The sequence below is a fragment of the Saccharothrix sp. ST-888 genome, assembly GCF_000955975.1.
In the GTDB taxonomy this organism is placed as follows: Bacteria; Actinomycetota; Actinomycetes; order Streptomycetales; family Streptomycetaceae; genus Kitasatospora.
The window spans coordinates 1-20,896 of record NZ_JYJF01000120.1 but is presented as its reverse complement, the minus strand read 5'-3'; the positions used below and the strand labels follow the sequence as shown (position 1 = coordinate 20,896).

Here is a 20,896-nt window from a genome sequence, read left to right as displayed (position 1 = left end):
CGGCCAGGCGCTCGGCCAGGGCCTCGGCAACACGGTTGCCGAGGAAGGTCACCACGGAGATCCGCTGCTCGTGTTCCCACAGGGCCCAGATCTGCCGCACCGCAGCTTCGTTGGTCCTGTACAGCTCCAGAGCCCTGGCGGGACTGCGAAACCGCAGCCGCCGCCGGAACCGCGTAGCCGTGTGCCGCTCGGTCGGGACGGCGATCAGACCCTCCCACACGACGTACAGAACGGACCCCTCCGGGGAGTTGGAGATGTCGCCGTCACGCATGGCCCCGACCTCTCAGGTCGTCCCCGAGGAACGGGACGAGCCGCGTCGCTTCGGCGACGAACGAGCGCAGAGCGGCGCTGTAGCGGCCCCTCCAGTGGTCCCCCGTCAGGTTGGTCGTGATGACCGTCGGCCGACCGGCGGAGAAACGATTCCGCAGGATCTTTTCGAGGGTGTCCTCCGCGAACCGGCTACTGGTGAGGTGCTCGTGGCCGACGTCGTCCAGGACCACCAGCATCGACTGCGCGACGCGCTCGATCGCGCTGTACGCCTGCGACAGCTGCTCCTGGTTGGCGCCGTCCCGGTTGGCGATGACGGTGCGCTCGCGGTCCACGTAGTCGGGGTAGCGGGTGTAGTACACACTTCGGAGGCTGCGGCGGACGTCGCACGCGATGGCGGCGGCCGTGGTGGTCTTTCCGGTGCCGGGTGGCCCGGCCAGGAGCAGGCCCTGGCCGTAGGTTTGGGGGTGGAGGGGGGTGTCGTCGGAGTTGGTCCGCTGCTGCTCGGGCAGGCAGCGCAGCCACTCGGTCACGGCATCGAGCTCGCTGGTGGCCCGGCTGGTGAACAGGGCGTGGTTGACGCCCAGGTGCCGGTAGCGCTTGGGGATCCCGGTGCCGGACCACAGGGCCCGCTCGGGGTCCATGTCGGTGGTGATGCGCATCAGGCCCCCGTGGTGTCGGTGAGACCCCAGGAGGCGGCGAAAGTTGCGCGCTCGTCCTGGGTGGTCTGGGGCTGGGAGTTCCAGTCCTGGTAGTCCTCGGACTCGATGCCGTCGCCGGACTCCCGGACCGCTTTGAGGAGTGCCTGGCGCCGGAATTTGAAATCCCAGACGTAGGCCCGGTCTGGGGCCCTGCCGTCGAGGAGCTCGAAGTAGCGCTTGATCATGGCCCTGCAGATTTCGGCGCTCACGCCGACCCGGAGGAGCTCGGCGAAGACCCCCACCACGGAGGGGAAGTTGGCGAGCTCCAGGCCGGCTGTCCAGGAGTAGGCCGGGCACTGGTCGAGGAAGTGGGCCGCCAGGCCGGTCGCGGAGTCCGGTCGCGGGGTGCGGCCCCTGGTGAGGCGCTGGCGGACCTGGTAGCGGCTCAGGCGCTGCGGAGCCCGCTGACCGTCCTCCAGGTCGGCAGAGCTATTTTTCTGCCCGTTCTCGGGGTGTCCCATGAGGGAGTGGGCTATGGCGGTTTGGTCGAGCCCGGCGTCCGGGTCAACGAAGGGCTTGCGCTTCACGGTGGTTCCTCACAGGTCCTGGTTTTGACCTGCAACCGTCAAGGTTGCAGGATCTAAAGAGACGAAGTCTCTTTAGTCCTTGAGCAGGTGCTTGAGCTTGAGCTAGAGCTTTAGTGCGCGCGCCCGGGGTGCCAGTTGAGGTGCCAGTTGCGGCGTCAGTTGCTCAGTCAGCCGTGCCGGTCTGGGACAACTCCTCATCGAATGCGGCCCACTGGTTGATCAGCAGTCGGATCGCGCGGTCGGCCAGCTCATCAGCAGTCAGTGACGCCAGGTGAAGCTGCACCGGTCCGAAGGCGGAGTCAAACACGATGTCCGTCACCCGTACGATGACCTCCGTCGTCGCCCCGGCCCACGCCAAGACCCTCACCACACCGACATCTTGGAGGTCGGCGACGGCGCGCTTGGCAGTGCGCAGTGAGCAACCCATTTCCTCGGCGAGCTGCGCCTGGGTGATGTACGCGCAGGAGCAGCCGGTCAGGGCGTCGAACCGGGACTGCGGGTGGGTGACGAGCGCGGTGTACGCGCTCCGGGCCCGTTCGGGCAGGCGGTGGAGGATGTGCTCCACCGCGACTGCGTACGGCATGGGATCCCCCTCGCGGCAGGTCAGCGGGTCACGTACCGCGTCTGCACGCCCTTGCGCGGGCGCCCCCGTCCGGCCGGCCTCCACGAGTTGGTCTCCGGATCGAAGACCTCCAGAGACTTCTTGCCGGTGGCCTTCCCTTCGGCCGGCTCCGACTTGGGGGCGAGCGCCGCCCGTGCGGCCAGAACCTTGGCGCCCGCCGAGGTCGCGTAGGAGGCCACGTCGGTCGTGAGCAGGTACAGCACGGACTCCATCATCGTGAGGGCCTCGCGGACCTGCTGCGCCTCCGACGCGGAGAGGACCACATCCGGGCCATCACCCACCACCAGGGCGAGCTGGCCGCCGGGCTGCTCCGTCACCTCCGGCTCCGGTGGCGCCTCGTGGTCGGGCAGGTCCCGCCAGCCGATCTCCAGCATTGCCCGGGAGAGGTCGTACACCGGGATGTCGGCCCGCAGGCAGTTCGCGGCGGTCTCCTGGGCCTCCGCGTCGAGCGCCCCGTCTTCCGACAGGACCAGGAGCAGCGGGTTCGGTCCGGCCACGAGTGCGTCGATCAGTGCTTCGGAGACGATGGCGACCGTCCGGATGTCCTCCTCCCGCAGTACGGAGGCCAGGATTTCTTCGGACCGTCCGCCGGGTGCGCCGTTGTAGAGCGCGGTGAAGGGCAGGTCGGCGCGCATCATCCAGTCCCAGACGTCCACGAGGGCGTCCGTGGAGTACTCGGCGCCGACGGGGAGGACGGGGTGGATGCGGAAGGTCGTCGAGGGGGCGTAGCAGCCGTCGGCGTCGGCGGGGCCGAGCTCGAAGTGGTCGACGAGGGAGTCGAGGACGAGGTTGGTGCTGGCGGTGCCGGTGCCTATGACTCCGAGGGTGACATGACGTGTGGTCACGTGATGCTCCGTTACGCGAGGTGGGTGATGGCTGTGATCGTGGCCCACCCGGCGGCACGTGAACCGCTCGACACGACGTTCGATTCACATATCACTCGAATGGCCTAAAATGGGACTATTCGGGTGAGGATCCTTGCCTCCCTAGGGCCACGGGAAGCCCGAGGAGCCCCCCGCCCGGCGGCGCAGCTGGACCGCCTGAATTTCTCCGCCACTCCGGCGGCGCAGCGCCTGGACGAGGTGCTCGACCAGGCCGACGACCGCGCCGGTGGCGAGCGAGGTGGTGAGCCACTGCGGCGCGAGGCGGTGAGCGGCGTAGGCCAGGCCGAAGACCGCGCCGTACTGAACGGCAGTGCGCACGGGATCCGGCAGGTAGGGGGCGGCGAGCGCAAGCAGCGGGCGCGCGAGGGCGTCCCAGGTGAAGAACACGGCGAGCCCGATGGTGATCAGCTGAGTCACGGTCATACCTGCCTATGACGGCGGGGCGTAGATGATCTGGTACTGCGCTCCGAGTGGGAGTGCGCGTTGGATCGACTGGTCCAGACGGTACTGATTCACGCTCCGGCCCCGGTAATACAGCGAGCGGGAGTTCCCTGGGGTGCCCTCCCAGGTGAAGTCGAGGCTCGGCATGTTCCCGTCGAAGTAGGCGCCTGGGGTGGATCCCGGCTCCACCAGGACGCGGTCGACCAGGAAGTTGTGCTGGGGGGTGCTCGCGTTCGTGCGCGGCCCCGACGGGAGGATCGCGGCCCAGTTCGCCCCGTTGTACGTGACCACATCAGGAGTGATGTTGGAGTAGATGGTCGTCGGACTCCAAGCTCCTTGATTTGCCGGTGACTTGGTCTGCTGCCAGACGGCTTGGTCTGAGCCCGGTGCGATGGGGCCGTAGTAGTACACGATGTCCCGCGTCGACTGTCCGATTCGCACCAGAGCCGGCCCGGGGAAATCACCGGAGGTCGTGAATGTGACCGCGAGACGCGTCCAGACCGGCGCAGTCCCGGCCGCGCGCGGCGCCGACGTGGTGCCCCGGATCCAGGCCCGGCCGTCATAGACCCACAGCGTGATCGGCACCGTGCCGGCTGTGACCGCCGTGTAGGCGGACAGTGTGTACGTCGTGGTCGGCTTCAGACCCGAAACAAACGGCACACCGCTCTCACCGGACGCGAGCCCCTGCCAGCCTGGAGTCCCTGCACTGGTGTAGACACTCAGCAGCGACGGGGCAAGACTGAACAACGCACTCGCCCCATCCAGGGAGTTCGACCCGGTGTACACCGAGATCTGTGGGGTCGCCGCCCCCACCGGGACGACCGCACTCAGGCCATTGGTGTTGTTGGTGAAACTCGGGTTGGTGCAGTAGTTGATCCGGGTCGGTGACAGGCGGATCAGCAGCTGGCGGGGCGGCTGCCACGGCCGCGCCGGACTTGTCCCAACCGCCGCCTGACTGACGGTACTCGGGGAGAACAGCCGGTGCTCGTCCACCCGGAACGTGATCGCGTTGACGGGCGCGCTGGTCTTTACCGCTGGGACGACGACGGCCCATACGGTGGAAGCACCGATCGTGGTCTGCAGCTGGAACCGCTGCCAGGTGTTCCCGCCCGTCAGTGTCGCGTACGGCCCGTCCGTCGACTTCAGCAGGTTGTAGCTCGCGTCGTACTCCAGCAGCCGCACCGCACCGGTCTGGGAGGCGGAGAATGCGGCGATCGAGATCGACACCTCCGCGACCACGAACGTCCCGGCCGTCACCCGCGCGTACGCGCCGGCGCGTGGCAACAGCGTGAACGTCGACTGGCCGGGCCCGAGACCTACCGCGACTCCCGGCGGCGCATCGAACTGCAGGTTCGCGTAGGTCGCCCGCTGCGCGCGAGCGGTCTGGTACGTCTTCCAGCCCTGGACGGTCTGGTAGGTGTTCGCTGGCGGTGTGTTGTAGGTGTATTTGCCGGAGTAGAGGCCGCAGGAGGCGGACTCGCTGCTGCGGGTGTAGCTGGCCCCGGTCGGGATGGCCGTGAGGTCGGGCGTGTACAGGCAGCGGCCCTCGTAGCTGGCCTGCTCGATGTCGAGGAGGTTGATGCCGGGCCGGTCGCGGTTGATGTCGACACCGCCCGTGCCCGGGGTCTTTTCGATCTGGGCGTAGGCGACCTGCTGGGTGGAGCCTGCGGGCATCGCGTCGGAGCTGACTCTGACGCCTGCGTACGCTGCCCGGCTGTAGAGCTTGCCGCCCTGCGCGGGGTAGCGGGCCGGTGCGGAGGCGGTGATCGACAGCCGGACCCACTGGTTGACCGGGTCTGAACCGCCTGCCCGGACGGTGCTGTTGACGACGTGGCTGAGCGCGGGATCCGTGTACTCGGAGCCTGGGATCCAGGGGGTGACGCCGAAGTCGTCGAACGCGCCGGCAACGGAGCTCGTGGTGAGGGTGACCGCTCCGCTGCTGGTGGAGTTTCCCGAGACGGAGAGCAGGAGCAGTTGCAGCCGTGTGGGGTTGAATGCGCCGTTGCTGGTCGAGTTTCCCGCCATCGCGAGCGGGGTGAAGGTGGTCATGGCCGGACCCGCTCCAAAAATCCCATCCCGTTTTGGGTGTTGTTGGTGTTGTTGGTGACGTTGGCGAGCTGCGTCCAGGCTCCCGGGGTGGCGCTCGTCATGGCCTCGACGGTGATCTGGGTGGGGCTGACTTTGACACGCATGCGAGTGCCGTCCGCGAGGGGTGTCCAGGTGGCGAGTACGGAGAGGTTCGCTCCGGTCAGGCCGCCGGTCGGCTGGCTGTTGGCGTCGTAGGTGATCTTGGCCCAGGTGAGCCGGTCGCGGGAGGCGAGGATGTACTGGCCGCCGCCGTAGCGCACGACGATGCCGTGCTCCATGGTGTACGGGCCGCCGGGCGTGCCGCTGGTGTCCACTGGCTGGCTGCGGAACGTGGCGTATACGGTGTCGCCGTTCGGGCCCGAGTACACCCAGTCCCGTTTGAAGAAAAGCGCCCGGCCGGCCTGCATGACGGACACATTGGTGGCGGTGCCGGTGCCGGATGCCCGAGTCCAGGCGGAGGGGAAGCCGACGCCGGTGTTCGACGTCCAGCTGCCCCAGTCGCACACCCAGGGGGCGCCGGTGCCCTGTTGCCACGGCTGCGGCGTCGTCCAACCGGCCGGTGCTCCGCCGCTGCTGGCCGGGAACGTGTAGTTGTCGACCTCGAACCGGTCAAGGAGCAGCTGGCGGGCGTCCTTGACGGTCGCGTTTCCGAGGTAGGTGCCGGTCTGGTCGAACCAGTCGAGCTCCAGGCGGACGTTCTGCCCGGCGGCGGTCGAGGTCCGGTAGTGGTAGATGCTGAAGGTGACGTTCTGGGTCTCGGGCCCGAGCCACCGCCACCACGGATTGTCCGTGTCCAGACCGGTCGGTGCGTTGACCTGGGTCGGCTGAGCGGCCTGGTACAGATGCCCGTTCCACGAGACGACATCACCGAACTGGTACCCCTTGTAGGGATACCACACGGGCGGGGCAGCGACCGGGACGGTCTGGCTCTGGACGATGGACGGCTCGTACTGCAGGTTGTTGGCGAGCGACGTGATGCGCCACTTCGTCGGCGAGGCCGGGGGGTAGTCACCGCGCGTGTAGGTCAGCGCCGTGTAGATGGCCTGCTGCTCACCGGTGTACTGGCCGAGGGCGGCAGGCTGCCCGGCCTGGTAGATCTTGGTGATGGCCGGGCCCGAGGTGTTGTTCCAGTAGCCGGCTTGGACGCCGCCGCCTGTGTACAGGGAGACGGAGCCGGTGCCTGTCGCGCCCGAGGGGAGGGTGTAGGCAAGGGAGTTGCCGGGACCGGGGCTGCCGGAACCGACGGCGGCCCCGTACGGCACCACGCCCCAGGGCATGGTCGTCGTGCTCGCGCGGTCATTGTCGGCGCGGGCGTTGATGACCCCGGCCGGATCTTGCAAGTTCCAGACGGACTGGCCGTCGGTCAGCCAGGTGCGCAGGGTATCGGAGTCGATGAGCGACCCAGGCGGCACCACGCTCCAGAACGCGCTTGTCGGGCTCGGTGTGATGCCGATGTTGAGGCCGCTAAACGGAACGACGAGCATGTGGGCCCAGAGCACGTCGCATCCGGAGGAGACGCCGTCCCGTCCGGTGACCGTCAGTGTGATCCTGTTGGTGCCCGCGCTGACGGCACCCGGCACCTGGATCACGGGGCCCAGCTGGCGTGTGGGCGCGTACAGGTCGATGGCGAAGTTGGGAATCGGAGTGCCGTTGAGCGCGACGGAGACGATGCCGCAGCTCGGGTCCATGTAGAACTGCAGCATCAGCTGAGCTGACCACACCGCCATGGGCTGGAACTGGGCGCTCTGGGGCGGCTGTGTCACCGTGAACGTCACCGTGAGCGTGTCGCCCACGTGCGCGTTCTGCCACCAGGCGTACCCGAGGTCGATGGGGCCGAGCGCCGGATCGCGGACGTAGTACGTGCTGTTGCTGCCGGTGGCCGTCACCGAACTCTGCATGCCGTACAGCGGGTACACGACGGTGCCGTTGACGGCCTGGTAGACGCTCCCTTGGTAGGTGACCAGGTCTCCGACCCCGGTGTAGGCGGAGACGTACTGCAGGGCCGAATTCCAGGGCTGGGCTCTGGTGCTGGCGAAAGCCGCCGCATCCATGGTCGGCAGCTCGTTGTAGCCCACGGCCACATCCGCGTTCCACCCGGTCACGTCCCGGACCAGCTGGGCGACGGCCCCCGCGCTTCCCGATCCCCGCTGGATGGCCATCGCGTCGCGTACGTAGGCCCGGCGCAGTGCCGGCAGGGCAGGCAGCCGGCCGGCGATCCCCAGCTGCTGGGCTATGAGAGACAGTTGGCGATCAGTGCAGGCGGTGATGTCGTTGAGATGCACAAGCGCGTCGTTCTCGGCCTTGACGATGTCGAAATGGAAACCGAAGACCGACAGGAAACTCAACAGGTCCGTATTCACGGGTACTTCGGATGCCGTGGTCTCCACGGTCGCCACCTTGTACGGCCTCGGGACCAGGTCGTAGAGCAGCTGGCCGTATCCGGCGTCCGGCACCACCAGGCCGACGCACCCGCTGCCGCATCGGTACCAGGGCGTGGTCACGTTGGTCGACGACCACTGCGGCGAGGTCGAACTGGGCGTGACCCCGGTGGTGTTCACCGCCAGGCACTGCCAGTTCTGACCGCCGTACGCGGCCAGGTCGCCGGGCTGGTATGTCGCCGTCGCCGAGTAGGCGCTGACCGTCGCGGCGACGAACACCGCGTAGTAGTAGTACCTGCCCGGGACGACGGCCGCATCGACGAACGAATTCACCAACTGTGGAGGGTTGTTGACGGTGCCGTCGCCCGCCGTCACGTCCACGCAGATCCAACCGTCGTCCTCCGCGTCCGGTACCCCCCACGCGTTGCGCACCAGGCGCAGCCGCGACCAGGTCAGCGGCACCGAGGAGTTGTACGCCTGCCGGGGGGTCGCCCAGGTGATCTGGAGAACCCCGTGGCCGGTCTGCGCCGCGACCATCGGAGAGGCGTCGAACGCGGCCGGCGGGGGTGCGCCGTAGGTGGATTTGCCGTAGAGGTCGAGTCCGTAGATCGCCACGGGCGCCTCAGCTGATCGAGCGCTGGTAGGAGAGGGAGAGCGTGGCCAGTGCGAGCAGCTGCGTGTTGTTCGCGTCGGCCGGCGCGTGGGAGACCTGGACCTGCAGGGTCTGCCCGGCGCGCCAGGGGCCGCCCCAGCTCACGCTCACCCGGTGGGTGTCGACCGTGCCGGGCTGGGCGTGGGAGGCGCCGGTGGCGACTTCGGCCCCGCTGACCAGGACGCGGGCGTTCGCGTGGTGGAGGCCCACCACCTGGGCCACCGGCACCCATACCGAGACGGACACCTGGTACCAGCCCGACTGCGGGCACAGGACGTCGGCGCCGCCCTGGTACATCCCGGCAGGGTCGTAGGAGGTTCCGCTCCACAGGAAGGGCTGCCAGGCGCCGACACCGGGTGTCGTCATCTGCCCGGTGCACTGGATGGTGGCCGCAGGCTGCTGCGGTGCGTTCACCGGGTACAGCTGCTGGTTGGCGATCTGTGTCAGGGCCGCGACCTGGGTCTGGACCGCGTCCAGGCGGGCGCCGACCGAGGTGTAGGTGGCCGCCTGAAACGGGGTGGTCGTCGCCAGCGCGGACAGGGGTCGACCAACCGGTGCCCCGGCCCACACGTGCGGGCTGACGCCCAGCGTCTGCTCGACCGCCTGGATCTCGTTCTGCACGTCGTTGACGTTGGAGGCGAAGACGGTGTCAACGGTGTCGGTTCTTACGGCAAACGTCTTGACGGATACCGGGTACACAGCAGGCATCAGGTGCTCCTAGACTCCGCCGACGGCCGATAGATAGACGTTCCCGTAGACGGGGATCTCCCAGTCCCGGCACAGGATGTCCGCCGTGCCGGTCGCCGGCAGGTCGTTGCGTGAGACGACGTCGATCGTCGCCCAGTCGACGCCCGGCGTGGACTGGATGGTCTCGTACAGGTGCGACAGGGAGACCCGGGCCCCGAATCCCACGACACCGGGGGCGAATTGGTTCTGGATCGCCTGAGTGACCGCCAGGATGACGTTCTGGCGGCGGTAGCGGGGGAGTACGCCGATCCGCACCGGATCGATGCTCATGCCGATGTTGATCGGCACCAGCGTCCCGTTGTAGACGGTGACGGTCACGCCGGCCAGGGAGAGCGGCTGGATGTAGGCCGCAGTCGTGTCTCGCTGGTACTGGGACAGCGGAGTGTTGTTCGGGCCGATGACGTAGACCGCGACCGACGTGTTGGAGGTTCCGACGGCCTTCGCGTCCGCGACCCCCTGAACATTGAGGGCGAGATCGGCGTAGTCGGCCAAGGCGACAGCGCGGCCCTGCACCCTGAATGCTCGTGGAGCGTTGACACGGATCTGGTCCAGCGACTCGGCATCCGCGCCGCCCGTCATGGCGGAGGAGCCGCCCACGGCCGCGATCTGCACTCCGGGAATGGCCGTGGCCAGATCGGTGATCGAGCCGGCCGGCAGGTTGCCGTACACGCCGCCGCCAGTGCGATAGCTCGCGGTGACCCGCATGCCGTTCGGCGGGATCGCGCCGTTGGTGCCGTCACCGAAGGTCACCCAGGACACACCGGAGTCGTCCGTGTGGACGGTGAAGATCTGGTCGGCCGCGAGCGCCAGCAGGAAGTCGGTTGCCTGGGTCCACTCTGTGCCGCCGACCCCGTCGTCCAGGACCACGCGCACCGTGTTCAGCAGCGCCGGGGTCTTGGCCAGAGGAAACGCCTGGCCCTGCGCCCCGTTCGAGGTGCCGAGATCCTCCACGTTCAGGGTCACCGCAGCGGACGTCTGGGTGGAGGGGTAGAGCGTGACCGGCCGGGAGCCCTGGGTGCGGCCCTCCAGCACTGGCACCGCGACCGTCGCCACCGGCGTGGTGTACGCGGGTACCGTCACATCCGCCTGGGTCTCGTAGACCACGGGCGCGTCGAGATCGGGCCGCAGGGCGCTGATCACACGCGTGCCGGCCGGCACCACGACTGGGGTCTGCAGCGAGGGGGTTGCCGAGAACGCCACCGATCCGGAGGCGGGCTGCGCGGTGTAGGGGACATACCCGAGCTGCTGCGCAATCGCCATGACAGAGGAGCGCAGCGTGGCAGTCGCCAAGTAGGACTCTTGCTGGATGCGGTCCTGGTAGAAGCTGATGACGTCGCCGAGGTACGAAAAGAGCTCGACCATGACAACGCCGAAGTCGGCTGGCGACCGGGACGTCCACGTCGGCAGGACCCGCGTGGCGTGGTCGAGGAGGCTCGTGCGGTAGCCGACGTAGTCGCGCGATGTGTAGTCGATCTGCGCGATAATCCCCGGATCCACCAACTGAGCCCACCCCATATCCGTAATTGCCGGCGGTAACGGATATGAGACGAGTGCTGGCCAGTCGAGAAGTATTGTACGAGTACTGCGGCGGGGGTGTTAATCACTACACGCCGAGGGAACTGACGGTACCGTCGGCGCCGATCTGAACGATTCGACTGTTGGCACTCTCCAGACCCGGCGTGTCGTTCGGGGCGATCTCGACCTGAATGCCCACGAGCCCGAGCTGGTCGTTCACATTCGCACGGATCGAGGTGACGCGCGCGCTGGGCTCCCATGCCGCCACCGCGTCCCGCACGGCCAGTTGCATCCGCGCGCTCGCGAGCTGGTCCGAGGTGAACAGCAGCCCGGCCGAGTCCACCCCGTAGTCGGCGCGGGCCACACGCTCCCCCAGCTGCGTGCCGACCAACGCCTGGATTCTATCGAGGAGTTGACGCCAAAGGTCATCGGTCTGTGCGACACCGCCAGTCGAATCGATCGCGAACGGGATCGTCATCGCCACCATTGTTACACCACCCTCATCAGGCACCCGTCGAAAGCGACCCAGCGGAGCGTCACCGTCTGCGGCAAATAGATCTGCAGGGCCGTCGTACCGCCGGCCACCTGGCAGCGTGCCGTCGCGAAAGTCTGGCCGCTGTCCCAGGACACCGCGATTGCCTCGTTGAAGTTCACGCCAGGAGCCATGCCCCGGGGGAGGTTGGCCACCGTGTAGTAGACACCAGCCGTCAGGGCTGTCCCCCCGGTGTAGGCGGCGACCCCGCACAGCTGGACATCCGTGCTGCCCAGCCAGCGCACGGACACGGGTGCATCCGCACCCCCGGTGGAGTTGGCCCAGCCGGCCGCCAGGGTCAGGGTTGCCCACGGCCCCGGCGCCACCGCTGCCCCGATGGCGCTGGGACTTGGCTGCGGCGGCGCGCTGGCAGGCCAGAACATGGGGTAGTTCTCGTCACCGCCGTCGTAGGCCACGTACACCTGGTCCCCGGCGCTCACCGTGCCGGCCGAGGCCCGGCGCGCCCAGCCCGTGACCGAGGTGCCGTGCACCTGCGGCACCACCAGTCTGACCCGGCCCTGCCCGGCCGGGTCGTACGCCTCCACGACCGTTGCTGCGTACGTCCCCCACAGCTGTCCGGCCACTACAGGCTCCCTACCGTCTGGGCCCGCCACCGGTTGCTGACCAGAACCGTCGGCGACGGCCTGCGGAACGTCGGCTGCACCGGCAGTTGCAGCGCGGCGGCATCGTCACGGCCGAGGACCAGCGTGGTCGTGTACTCGCTCTGACGCGGGTCGGCGTGACTGACCACGATGCGGTGCGAGGCGGAGCGCACCATCCACAGGCCCGAGTTCTGGGCGCCGATGCCGTCCCCGCGCAGGTCGACCACGCAGCCGGGCCGCAGTCTCGGGTCTCCGTTGACGACTGCCCGCGCCTCGGCCCACAGATACACGGTGTCACCCGCGAGCAAGGTCGCGGCCTCGTCGTAGTCGTGCGCCGGGCGGTCGTCGTACTGCCGCCGGATCACCGGCCGCACCGGGTCGCCGCGCACATCGGCGCGGGGCATCGCGAAGGTGGCGGCGGTGGTGACGCCAGAAGAGCGGTTGAACCCCGCTGTCTGGTAGATGGAGCGGACCCCGCCGGCCGGGTCGGTGTCGCCGACGGTCGAGGTGAACTCCCGGATCGACGAGACCGCGCCCGGGGCCTTGTACTGCCAGAACGTGGGGATCGAGCCGTCCGCCGTCGGCATCACGGTGGAGCGGCTGACGCACCACAGGGTCGTGCCGTCAACAAAAAGCCGGTAGCCGACGCGGTTCGCCAGGTCCACGAGGAACTCCCAGTCGGAGGCGCGCTGCATGAGGCTGGGGAACCGGGCCGCGCTGGTGTCCACCGCCGTCTGGAAATCGAAGGAGGACCCGATTTCCCGGGCGACGTACGACGCGGTGACGTCTGACCAGACCCGGTTCTGCCGCGACTGCATCGGCATCGATGCCCCGACCATGGTGTAGACCACCGGCAGGACGACCGCGTGCCCGAAGGTGACGTCACGCTCAGACGCCAGCACCTTGGACGAGACCACGTAGCCGTAGAAATCCCCGCTGTCGTCAGCCCACCAGCCATAGCGGACATGCACGGGCGTGTTCTCCGGCCAGATCGGGCCGGCCAGGCTGCGCAGGCTCTGCGAGGGCACGCCCATGCCGAGGACATGATGGACGGTCAGCTCGACGACCTGATGGGCGCCCTCGGCCATCCATACGGCCATCTCGCCGACCCAGGACGAGCTCTCCAGAACCGGGGCGTCGACCCGCGCGTGCGGCCGGTAGACGTTACGCCATGCCACTGGGGATCATCACCGCCGTGCCGGCGGAGGGCCGTGTCCAGTCCAGAATCTGCGGATTCGCCCGTGCGTACATCCACCAGGCGTCCTCCGCCTGGTAGTACCGGTAGGCGACCGTATCCACACGGTCGGAATCCCTCCACCGGTAGTCACGCACCGTCAGGCGCTGTGCCGTCGGGGGCTGGTACACGATTCCGATCTGCGCGTTGCCGTGGCGGTCGACGAACGTCGCCAGAGCGTTGGTCTGGTAACGGGAGGTTCTGGAGATCACAACGCCGCCCCTACTGGTACCCGGCCGAGGCCATGAGCTGCAGGCTGATCCCCACCGCGCAGCGGAACGGGACCAGCCTCTGACTGAAATGGGTGTACTCGACGTTGATGCTGGAGATGTAGCCGAAGTACCGCATCAGCGAGATATCGGGCAGAGCCTGCGCCGAGCCACCGGTGTACACCCCGGAGACAGCCGCGAAAACGGCCCACACCGGATACATCTGCATAGTCCCGGTCACCGCATTCGGGGTCACACTCAGCGCGTTCTGCAAACTGGCGGAGTCCGAACCAGTCGACGTCGCACCGGTGCCGTACGGCGAGCCCGGCACGCCCGAAGGCGGCCCCAGCAGCGGAGCGCCCAGCTGCGCAGCCTGGTTGCTGGACAACGGTGTGGTGATTCCCGTCAGCCCGTACAGGACGTGGACATCCAGCAGGACACCGAGGTCATGCGCGAGATCCCCGCTCCGCCCAGACCAAACCTCATACGTCCGGTCGAACAGCAGCGAGAAGGAGACGCCGCCCCCTGAGGTGCGCAGCGGGATGCCGGTGTCGGTGGCCTGCCGCAAGTAGGGCGGGATCATCTGCTCGCCGGCACTGAGAGAGTGGCTCACCGACACCGTCGACGGGTTGTACAAGAAGGATAGGGAGTACGACCCTTGAGGGTTCGTCGGTGACCTCTGACTGCCCATGACCATCGACGCGGACTCGATGTAGCCCCGGGCAAGCCCGGAGTAATTCGGGTCGTCCACGATGGCGGTAGGTGCGTACCGCCATATCCGGGGGTCGAAGTTGTTGTTGCTGCGGGGACCACTGTTCGGGGTCGCAGACGATATCGTGACGTCGGCGCTCACTTGGTCACCAGCCTCCCATCAGCGTTTTGATCCGGTCGTCAGCCGCGATGAAGTCGACGAAGCCCTTCGCAGCCGACTTCACGCCCTCGCTCGACGTCGAGGGCATGTGCACGGTAATGCTGCCGGGGTTGAAGTTGATATTCACGCCGCCGCCGGCCTGGCCGACGCCGAGCCGCCGGTCCATGAGTGCCTGGCGCATGGCCGTCGCGGCGGTCTGGGGGATCACCATCTCGCCGGGGTGCAGCTCGGCCTTCTGCGTGGTCGGGACATCCCAGGCCCCCATGGCGTAGCCGTGCGGCGGCAGGTCGGGGTTGGCCTGCTGAACGTTGCCGATGCCCCCGTAGGTCCGCTTGATGTAGTTGATCGCCGCAGCCGCGTTCGCCTCCGGGTTGAAAATGTCGTCCGGCAACGACCTGACCCGGTTGGCCTCGAACGTCGACATGATCGTCTGGAATAGCCCGCGTGAGTCATCGCCAGCCCGCGCGTTCGAGTCCCAATCATTGTCCGCCCGGGAGTTGTAGCCGGACTCCCGGAAAGAGGTTACGGTCAGCCCACGCGCCCAGGCCGAACCCGAGACACCCGTAACCGCCATCGCGCCCGAGATCGCGTCCCGAGTCTCCTTCGGGGGTGCCGGGATCGTGCCGTACTTTCCCTTGATCTCACCCCAGTTGTAGTCACCCGTATCCACCCCAGCCGGGCTGCTGGCCGAGTTCCCCGCCGTAGAGTTCTGCGCAGGCGGGGAGTCCCCGGCGCTCGCCGCCCACACGCCGCCACCGCCACCGCCGGACAGCGCGGAGGCCAGAGCCTCGATCTCCGCGTGCGCACCGGCCAACGACGTGCTCGCACCCCCGGCTACAGATGTCCCCTGCGTCTTCTTCGCGTTCCCGGGCACACCGCCACCCAGGTTGTCGGTGACCGGCATCCCGCCGGCCGCAACGCGCCGCGCGAACTTCCACGACGGATTCGCGCTGATCTTGCCGTACTTCACCACGTCCCCGGTGTGCGGGGCGGCGATGTAGGTGTCCGGGCCAACGACCATGCCGACGTGCCCGGCGCTGCCGGGGCTTCCGTAGAAAAGCAGGTCTCCGGGCTGGGCGTCGGCTATCGAGTCCAGCAAAGCGCCGACGGTGGACTGCTCCTCGCTGGTGCGCGGCAGGTCCACTCCGCCCGCGCGCCACGCTGCCTGCACGAAGCTGGAGCAGTCCCAGGCATCGGGGCCGTTGGCGCCATACACGTACGGTTTGCCGAGCTGCTGTGTGGCGAACTCCAGCGCCGACGACGCCGTACCGCCAGCCGCACCGCCGCCTGCCCCCGACGGCTTGGCCGCGTTCTGGCGGGGCACCAGTGGGGTGTCGGCCTGGCCCGCGCGCCCCTTCGCGCTCTGTTTGGGCGGCCCGAACACCCAGTCCATTAGCGGGTTGAATGGCTTGGTGGTGGCCTGCCCGATGTTGGAGAGCATGTTCGCCGCGCCGCCGAGCAGGCCCGGGTGCCGGCTCGTGTCGACCTTGTCTCCGCCGCCGAGGGCATAGCCCGCAGCACCGAGCGCACCACCGTGCTGGTAGGCGCCGGAAACGCCCGCCAGATTGCTGCCGAGGTACTTCTGCAGCAGCGAGTAGATGTCGCTCAAAGTGTTCGCCGACGCCTTCGCCGCGTCCAGGTAGTCCGCCGAGTCCGACAAGTAGCCGTTCGCCTGGCGCCCCTGAAGAAGGTCCTTCGCCTGCGAGAGGGTGTCCCCGAAACCGTACTCGTTCAAGGTCTTGAGCGCGGCCTGGCCCTGAGCACTCTCCGGGCCCGTAGCGGCCGAGTCCAGCAGCTCCTGGGCCTGTGAGAGCGTCATCCGCGCGAGGCCCTTGCCGGTGGGCGAGGTGAGCTTGTTCTCGGCCGCCCAGACGTTCGCGGTGGCCTGCTGCTGCTGACCCGACATGCCGATCTGCTCACCGAATGCGGACAGGGACGTCGCAAGTGACCCGCCCTGCGCCATCTCGGCCCTGAACGCAGCCTGCGACAGATTCTGGAAGCCGCCGATGTTCGCGTTCACCCGGTTAGCCAGGGAGTTCATCGTGTCCATCGGCGCTCGTTGGCCACCACCGGCGAACCGGGGCGTCGTCAGCCCGTACATCTGAGCGCCGTAGAACGCCCGCGCCGTACCGAAAACCCCCTGCATCCGGGCGGCTTCCTGCATCCCCATACCGGGGTTGAGCATCGCTACGCTGGAGGCGGCCGTCATCAACCGCCCGTAGTTCTGGGAGTACGCCTGCTGGCCGATCGTCAGTGATGCGCCGAGGAAATCCGACGGGCTGGTGCCCCAGTACTGGCCGCCGTACTGCTGCACCGTCCGCCCATAGGAGGCCGCGAGCTGGCCCCCGGACAGGCCGTTCGTCGGATTCCACAGCGCATTCTGCCGCGTGTAAGCATCCAGCGCGGTCGCGTAGTCACCTTGGCTCCCCATGTATCCCGCGACCGCCGAGCCGACTACCTGCGCGCCAGCCCGGACCAGCTGCCCGCCGACCTGCGCGACACGCCCCCGGGTGACAGGCCCGGCACCAGGTGGCGGTGCGGCCGGCCGGTTGACAAGGTTCCCCCCCAAGAGGCCGTATGCGAACTGGTGGAGATTCGAGCTTGCCTGCCGCAGCGTGGGCTGGGACGAGGTCGAGGTCCGCAGCAGCCCGGCCGCCTGAAGCTGGGCCTGGGCGCTCGGGGAGGAGCCCATCGTGGGCTGGCCGCCCACGCCTCCGCTTCCAGCGGTGCTGCCACCGAACCCCAGGTAGGAGGAGGCAGCCCTCCCCGCCCGTGCGGCCTGAGTCTTGAGGGAATCCACGGCGCCCTTGAACTCGTCAACAGCAGCCTGAAAGGCGCGAGTTCCAAGGATCGTCCCGTTGGCCAGGTTCGAGCCGCCCGGATTCGGCGGGGGTGGTGTCGCCACTATGTCCTCCGCGCCTCAGAGCGCACCGTCACCTGGGACGCGTTCGCGGCGACAGCGGCGTGGTGAGACTTCCCGACCAGTGCGAAGGCGTGCCTGCCCGCAGCCGCGATCCGCGCCCGCGTGTGCTGCTCACGCCGAACATCCGACCGGTGCGCCGTCTCCAGTATCCGGCCCGCACGCTTCAGATCCCGGGCACGGGCCTTCTGCGTCTTCGCCTGCTTCTCCCGAGCCCTCTCCGCACCCTGCGCTGCGCTCTTTGCCATCGAGGCCGCCTGCTTCGCGACCCGCGTCCTCTTCGCCGCAGCCTTCACGCGCTTGGCCGAGCTCGCCGTGGTCTTCGTGACGTGCGCCTTGGCGGCCTCGTCCTCCGCCCGTGACTTCGCCTTGATCTCCGCCACATGCGACCGGCCCTTGGCAACCTCCTCGGCGTGCGCTCGCTTCGCCGTATCCAGCGACACACCCGAACGCGCAGTCGCCGCACCCGACTTCGCCATCTGCGCCGAACTTCCCAGCACGCGCCGGCCAGCGGCCTTGACCGCCTTGTGCGCCTGCCGAGCCGCCCTCGACCGGGGGTTCTTATCCTTCTCGTCCGCCAGCGCCGCCTTCGCCATCCGCTGGTGGTGCAGCGCCTGCTGATGCGCCGCCATGTTCATGCGGTGCTCATCACGATTGGTTGTATGCGTCGATTCCGCCGTGAACCGCGCCGCCGCAGCCTTCTTCGCCTTCGGGTTCGCCGTCGCCGCCTTCTCGGCGTTCGCCACCGCCTTCCGCCCCGCCTCCCGCTGCTCCGACACCCGATGCTGGCCCTGCTCCTGGAGGTGCTCGTGGTGACCACGCAGCCGCGCATGCTCAGCCGCCATCGCCTCGTGATGCGCCTGCGCCGTCTGCGCCACGTGCGAGGTCTGACCAACAGCAAGGTGTGCGGTGGCGCCCTGCATGAAATGCGCCATGCGCCCGCTGGACGGCGGCGTACTCATGCCCGCTGCGCCTCGGACTCCGGCGCCGATGAGGCCGAGGGCTGCTGTCCGGCGGCGGACGCAGGGGACTTGGCGCCACCGAACTGCAGCCCCGACATGACGCGGCCAACGAAACCGCCGCCGGTCGTCCCGGCTGCCGACGCTCCACCAGCCGCAGCGCCGCCGGCCGCCTCCGCAGCACCGGCCTCAGCAAGAGGTGCAAGAAAAGCCACGGTCGCCACCTTCTCTCTTCAACCCGCGTAAAAATTCTAGAAGGAATGACAAAATGTCAGCTCTGCTGCCGAAACCAAGCCGTTTTCCGCACCCAGTGTCGCCGCTCCCGAATGGGCAACCGCTTCACCTCGGAAAGCGGCCACGGGTAGCAGCGGGTGAGGAACTCGAAATCCCGGTACGCGGCAGCATGGTCACAGTCCGCGAAACAGGATCGCCAGACTGAGCGGCACCGGTACCTCCTGCCCACACGTCTGGTGCGTGAACATCACCTGATTGAACCGGGGCCCCGGCTGCGTCACCGCCATGAACTCCAAAACCGCCAGCCGGTCCGACATCGACATGGACCGCACCACAGCCAACGAACCCTGTGTCACGCCACCGTCGGGGGACTCAACCCGGAGCAGGCACCGGCGCAGCATCTCGGTGTTCTGCTGCGCCGTGGTGGCGTCCTTCAGGCTGGCGACGGCGTTTTGGTCGCGTCCGGTCGGGAGTCGGACGACGGCGGTTGCCCCCTTGCGCAAGGGCACCTCGAACTCGGTGCTCTCCCGGTCCGCCAAGTGGACGATCGGCACGTCGTCGAGGCTGAGGGAGAGGTCGACGGCCTCACCGCAGTGCGGGCATGGCAGGCCCTCGAACTCCACGAAGTCTCCGAAGGTCGCGCGCCGGACGGCGAGAATGAGTGCCTCCCGGTCGCCCATCAGCAGCTCGTCGGCGACCTTCCGGCTCATTGGTTCCTCGCCCACGTTCCGCACGCCGCGCAGGATGAGGGCGTCCAGGATTCGGTGCCAGTTGGTCCCGATCCGGGCCAGGGCTTCCTCGTCCTCGCCGGTCAGCTCGCGTACCTCGGCATCCCGCAGCCGGCGGCCGTCCCGCAGGATGCCCTGTTCCAGCTCCACCAGGAGGTCGGGCGGCGGGGCGATCTGGGGCTCGATTTCCTGCCGGTCTGCGGCCAGGACCGCCTGACTGGCGGCCATCGCCTGCTCGGGGGATCGATGGCCGCTGATTGCGGAGGTCCCGAACGAGTCGAAGTCGGGGAGCTGTTGGGCCATGTGTTGTCCTTGTTCAAGGTCGGGTTACTGGAAGGGTTCGATCTGTCCGTCGGGTCCGTAGGTGGAGGCGATGCGGAAGTCCCACCCCTCGTGCGCGAGGGTCAGCTGCTGGAGTTCGACTCCGTTTGCGCCAGCGTCGAGGTCACCGAATGCCAGGCTGGTGGGCCAGGCGTTGTAGATGCGCCAGCCCGCTTTGTAGGTGACGTCCTGGGTGGTGACGGGGTGGTCGAGGAGGTAGATGTCGATGTTGGCTCGGAACTCGTCCCGGCCACTGTTTCCTCCGGCGCCTTGCATGACCATGAAGATCTGCTGGACCCACTGGAAGATGTCGCTGTCGCCGACGATCAGGCCACGCGACAGGGTGATGGGTGCGAAGTCGGACTGACCGGGCATCTTCTGGGTGGTCGTGTTCATGCCGCCCTGTCTGTACACCACGACGTCGGTGGTGATGGACAGGCCGGAGATCGACATGAACCCCATCTGGGGTTGCCGGTCGCTCAAGTCCGCGTGGTGGATGAATGCTTGGAACTTGAAATTCCTAAGCGGGTCCGTTTGTATGTGTGAGAACGATGGCTGCTGTCGGGTGGTCGGGTTAACCATGGATCACCTCGCGCTAGCCGTTGGGGAGGGTGCTGGTGGCGGCGGAGACTCCGCCCTGGTACTGGGAGATCTGGATGACGATGTACTCGGCCGGGGCCTGGAGTGCGACGCCAACAGTGAGATGAACTTCGCCGTTTGCCACGGTGGCAGGTGTGTTGTTGGAACTGTCGCACACCACGAAAAACGCCTGCTTGGGGACGGTGCCGGCGAGCTGGCCGGACATCATCAACGTGGTGAGCTTCTGGGTGACGATGCCCGAGATCTTCTGCCAGAGGTTCGGACCGTTGGGCCGGAAGGCGGCGAACCGGGTGGCGTCGATCAGGACTTGCTCGATGTAGGTCAACATTCTGCGGATCGGGATGTACCGGTCGGGCATCCCCGCTTTGATCGTGCGCACCCCCATGATGCAGTAGCCGGCGCCCGGGATCGGCCGAATCACGTTGAGACCGTTCACGTTGAGCGTGTCCAGCTGATCGCTGCTGAAGACGTGCTCGACGCCTACCGCACCGATGACCGCGTAACCGGTGCCCGCCGGCGCCTGGTTGGGGCCGATGTCGGCGTCCGCCTTCGCGAACTGACCCATCACGGAACCGCCCGGGGCGAGCATTCGCGTCGCGGAGGACGAGGTGCCGGCCGGATCCGCCAGCTGGAGCCACGGCCCATACACCCCCGCATAGGCGGTCGCGGGCTGGTAGCTGCCGGGTGGTGTGGCCGCAGGCAGGAGCAGCATGTAGGTGGACGCGGCGGTGTTGGAGTCGGCGGGGGCCGGGACGGAGGGGGTGTCCAGGACCAGAAATCCGTTGCCGCGCGCCTGGATCCAGTTCAGCGCCGCGCTGATGACGGTCTGCGGGGGGACGCCGCCGGAGGCGGTGGTGTTGGCAC

At 68.0% G+C, this 20,896-nt stretch carries 19 protein-coding genes and 1 pseudogene; all 20 read right to left on the bottom strand.

The window, feature by feature from the left end; all coding sequences use genetic code 11:
• Positions 1–271: hypothetical protein (locus UK12_RS28120; protein ID WP_045305992.1), on the bottom strand; the 271-nt coding region annotated here is incomplete at its 3' end.
• A complete protein-coding gene (locus tag UK12_RS28115; protein ID WP_045305991.1) occupies positions 264–929 on the bottom strand; it encodes an ATP-binding protein in 666 nt (221 codons plus the stop codon). The genes UK12_RS28120 and UK12_RS28115, both read right to left, overlap by 8 nt.
• Complete coding sequence (locus UK12_RS28110) at positions 929–1,495, bottom strand: hypothetical protein (protein WP_045305990.1); 567 nt, start codon at positions 1,493–1,495, stop codon at positions 929–931. Before UK12_RS28110 ends, UK12_RS28115 begins: the two co-directional genes overlap by 1 nt.
• 163 nt (positions 1,496–1,658) lie before the next feature.
• The gene (locus UK12_RS28105) at positions 1,659–2,060 is read right to left on the bottom strand and encodes an HTH domain-containing protein (RefSeq protein ID WP_197085226.1); all 402 of its coding nucleotides are present in this window, start codon (positions 2,058–2,060) and stop codon (positions 1,659–1,661) included.
• A 38-nt stretch (positions 2,061–2,098) separates the two neighbouring features.
• Complete coding sequence (locus UK12_RS28100; RefSeq protein ID WP_045305988.1) at positions 2,099–2,962, bottom strand: hypothetical protein; 864 nt, start codon at positions 2,960–2,962, stop codon at positions 2,099–2,101.
• A 141-nt stretch (positions 2,963–3,103) separates the two neighbouring features.
• Complete coding sequence (locus UK12_RS28095; protein WP_045305987.1) at positions 3,104–3,424, bottom strand: hypothetical protein; 321 nt, start codon at positions 3,422–3,424, stop codon at positions 3,104–3,106.
• A 6-nt stretch (positions 3,425–3,430) separates the two neighbouring features.
• Complete coding sequence (locus UK12_RS28090; protein WP_045305986.1) at positions 3,431–5,491, bottom strand: hypothetical protein; 2,061 nt, start codon at positions 5,489–5,491, stop codon at positions 3,431–3,433.
• The gene (locus UK12_RS28085) at positions 5,488–8,523 is read right to left on the bottom strand and encodes a phage tail protein (protein ID WP_045305985.1); all 3,036 of its coding nucleotides are present in this window, start codon (positions 8,521–8,523) and stop codon (positions 5,488–5,490) included. Before UK12_RS28085 ends, UK12_RS28090 begins: the two co-directional genes overlap by 4 nt.
• 7 nt (positions 8,524–8,530) lie before the next feature.
• Positions 8,531–9,268, bottom strand: coding sequence for a hypothetical protein (locus tag UK12_RS28080; protein ID WP_156178972.1), 738 nt, complete (start codon positions 9,266–9,268; stop codon positions 8,531–8,533).
• A gap of 9 nt (positions 9,269–9,277) precedes the next feature.
• Positions 9,278–10,804: a baseplate J/gp47 family protein gene (locus UK12_RS28075; RefSeq protein WP_231591416.1), complete on the bottom strand. Its 1,527-nt coding sequence runs from the start codon at positions 10,802–10,804 to the stop codon at positions 9,278–9,280.
• A 106-nt stretch (positions 10,805–10,910) separates the two neighbouring features.
• Positions 10,911–11,300 (bottom strand): GPW/gp25 family protein, encoded by a 390-nt coding sequence (locus UK12_RS28070; protein WP_197085225.1) that lies wholly within the window; start codon positions 11,298–11,300, stop codon positions 10,911–10,913.
• Positions 11,301–11,311: 11 nt separating this feature from the next.
• Positions 11,312–11,938 (bottom strand): phage baseplate assembly protein V, encoded by a 627-nt coding sequence (locus UK12_RS28065; RefSeq protein ID WP_045305981.1) that lies wholly within the window; start codon positions 11,936–11,938, stop codon positions 11,312–11,314.
• The gene (locus tag UK12_RS28060) at positions 11,938–13,134 is read right to left on the bottom strand and encodes a phage late control D family protein (RefSeq protein WP_045305980.1); all 1,197 of its coding nucleotides are present in this window, start codon (positions 13,132–13,134) and stop codon (positions 11,938–11,940) included. Before UK12_RS28060 ends, UK12_RS28065 begins: the two co-directional genes overlap by 1 nt.
• Entirely contained in the window at positions 13,121–13,402 is a 282-nt protein-coding gene (locus UK12_RS28055; RefSeq protein ID WP_045305979.1) for a hypothetical protein, read from the bottom strand. The genes UK12_RS28060 and UK12_RS28055 overlap by 14 nt, the downstream gene beginning before the upstream one ends.
• A 10-nt stretch (positions 13,403–13,412) precedes the next feature.
• Complete coding sequence (locus UK12_RS28050; RefSeq protein ID WP_156178970.1) at positions 13,413–14,036, bottom strand: hypothetical protein; 624 nt, start codon at positions 14,034–14,036, stop codon at positions 13,413–13,415.
• Positions 14,037–14,256: 220 nt separating this feature from the next.
• Positions 14,257–17,175, bottom strand: coding sequence for an NlpC/P60 family protein (locus UK12_RS36960; protein WP_156178969.1), 2,919 nt, complete (start codon positions 17,173–17,175; stop codon positions 14,257–14,259).
• On the bottom strand, positions 17,175–18,152 hold the full coding sequence (locus UK12_RS28040; protein ID WP_156178968.1) for a hypothetical protein: 978 nt from the start codon (positions 18,150–18,152) through the stop codon (positions 17,175–17,177). Before UK12_RS28040 ends, UK12_RS36960 begins: the two co-directional genes overlap by 1 nt.
• A gap of 404 nt (positions 18,153–18,556) precedes the next feature.
• The gene (locus tag UK12_RS28035) at positions 18,557–19,414 is read right to left on the bottom strand and encodes a T4 family baseplate hub assembly chaperone (protein WP_045305976.1); all 858 of its coding nucleotides are present in this window, start codon (positions 19,412–19,414) and stop codon (positions 18,557–18,559) included.
• A 24-nt stretch (positions 19,415–19,438) separates the two neighbouring features.
• A complete protein-coding gene (locus UK12_RS28030; protein WP_082120011.1) occupies positions 19,439–20,014 on the bottom strand; it encodes a phage tail protein in 576 nt (191 codons plus the stop codon).
• 13 nt (positions 20,015–20,027) lie between these two features.
• Positions 20,028–20,896 (bottom strand): annotated as a pseudogene (locus tag UK12_RS28025) (phage tail sheath family protein); the annotation flags it as partial.

Bases quoted from the DNA above. Each gene is read 5' to 3' on its own strand.
- UK12_RS28115 (WP_045305991.1), bottom strand. From the start codon at position 929: ATGCGCATCACCACCGACATGGACCCCGAGCGGGCCCTGTGGTCCGGC.
- UK12_RS28095 (WP_045305987.1), bottom strand. From the start codon at position 3,424: ATGACCGTGACTCAGCTGATCACCATCGGGCTCGCCGTGTTCTTCACC.
- UK12_RS28090 (WP_045305986.1), bottom strand. From the start codon at position 5,491: ATGACCACCTTCACCCCGCTCGCGATGGCGGGAAACTCGACCAGCAAC.
- UK12_RS28080 (WP_156178972.1), bottom strand. From the start codon at position 9,268: ATGCCTGCTGTGTACCCGGTATCCGTCAAGACGTTTGCCGTAAGAACC.
- UK12_RS28070 (WP_197085225.1), bottom strand. From the start codon at position 11,300: ATGACGATCCCGTTCGCGATCGATTCGACTGGCGGTGTCGCACAGACC.
- UK12_RS28040 (WP_156178968.1), bottom strand. From the start codon at position 18,152: ATGAGTACGCCGCCGTCCAGCGGGCGCATGGCGCATTTCATGCAGGGC.
- UK12_RS28035 (WP_045305976.1), bottom strand. From the start codon at position 19,414: ATGGCCCAACAGCTCCCCGACTTCGACTCGTTCGGGACCTCCGCAATC.
- UK12_RS28030 (WP_082120011.1), bottom strand. From the start codon at position 20,014: ATGGTTAACCCGACCACCCGACAGCAGCCATCGTTCTCACACATACAA.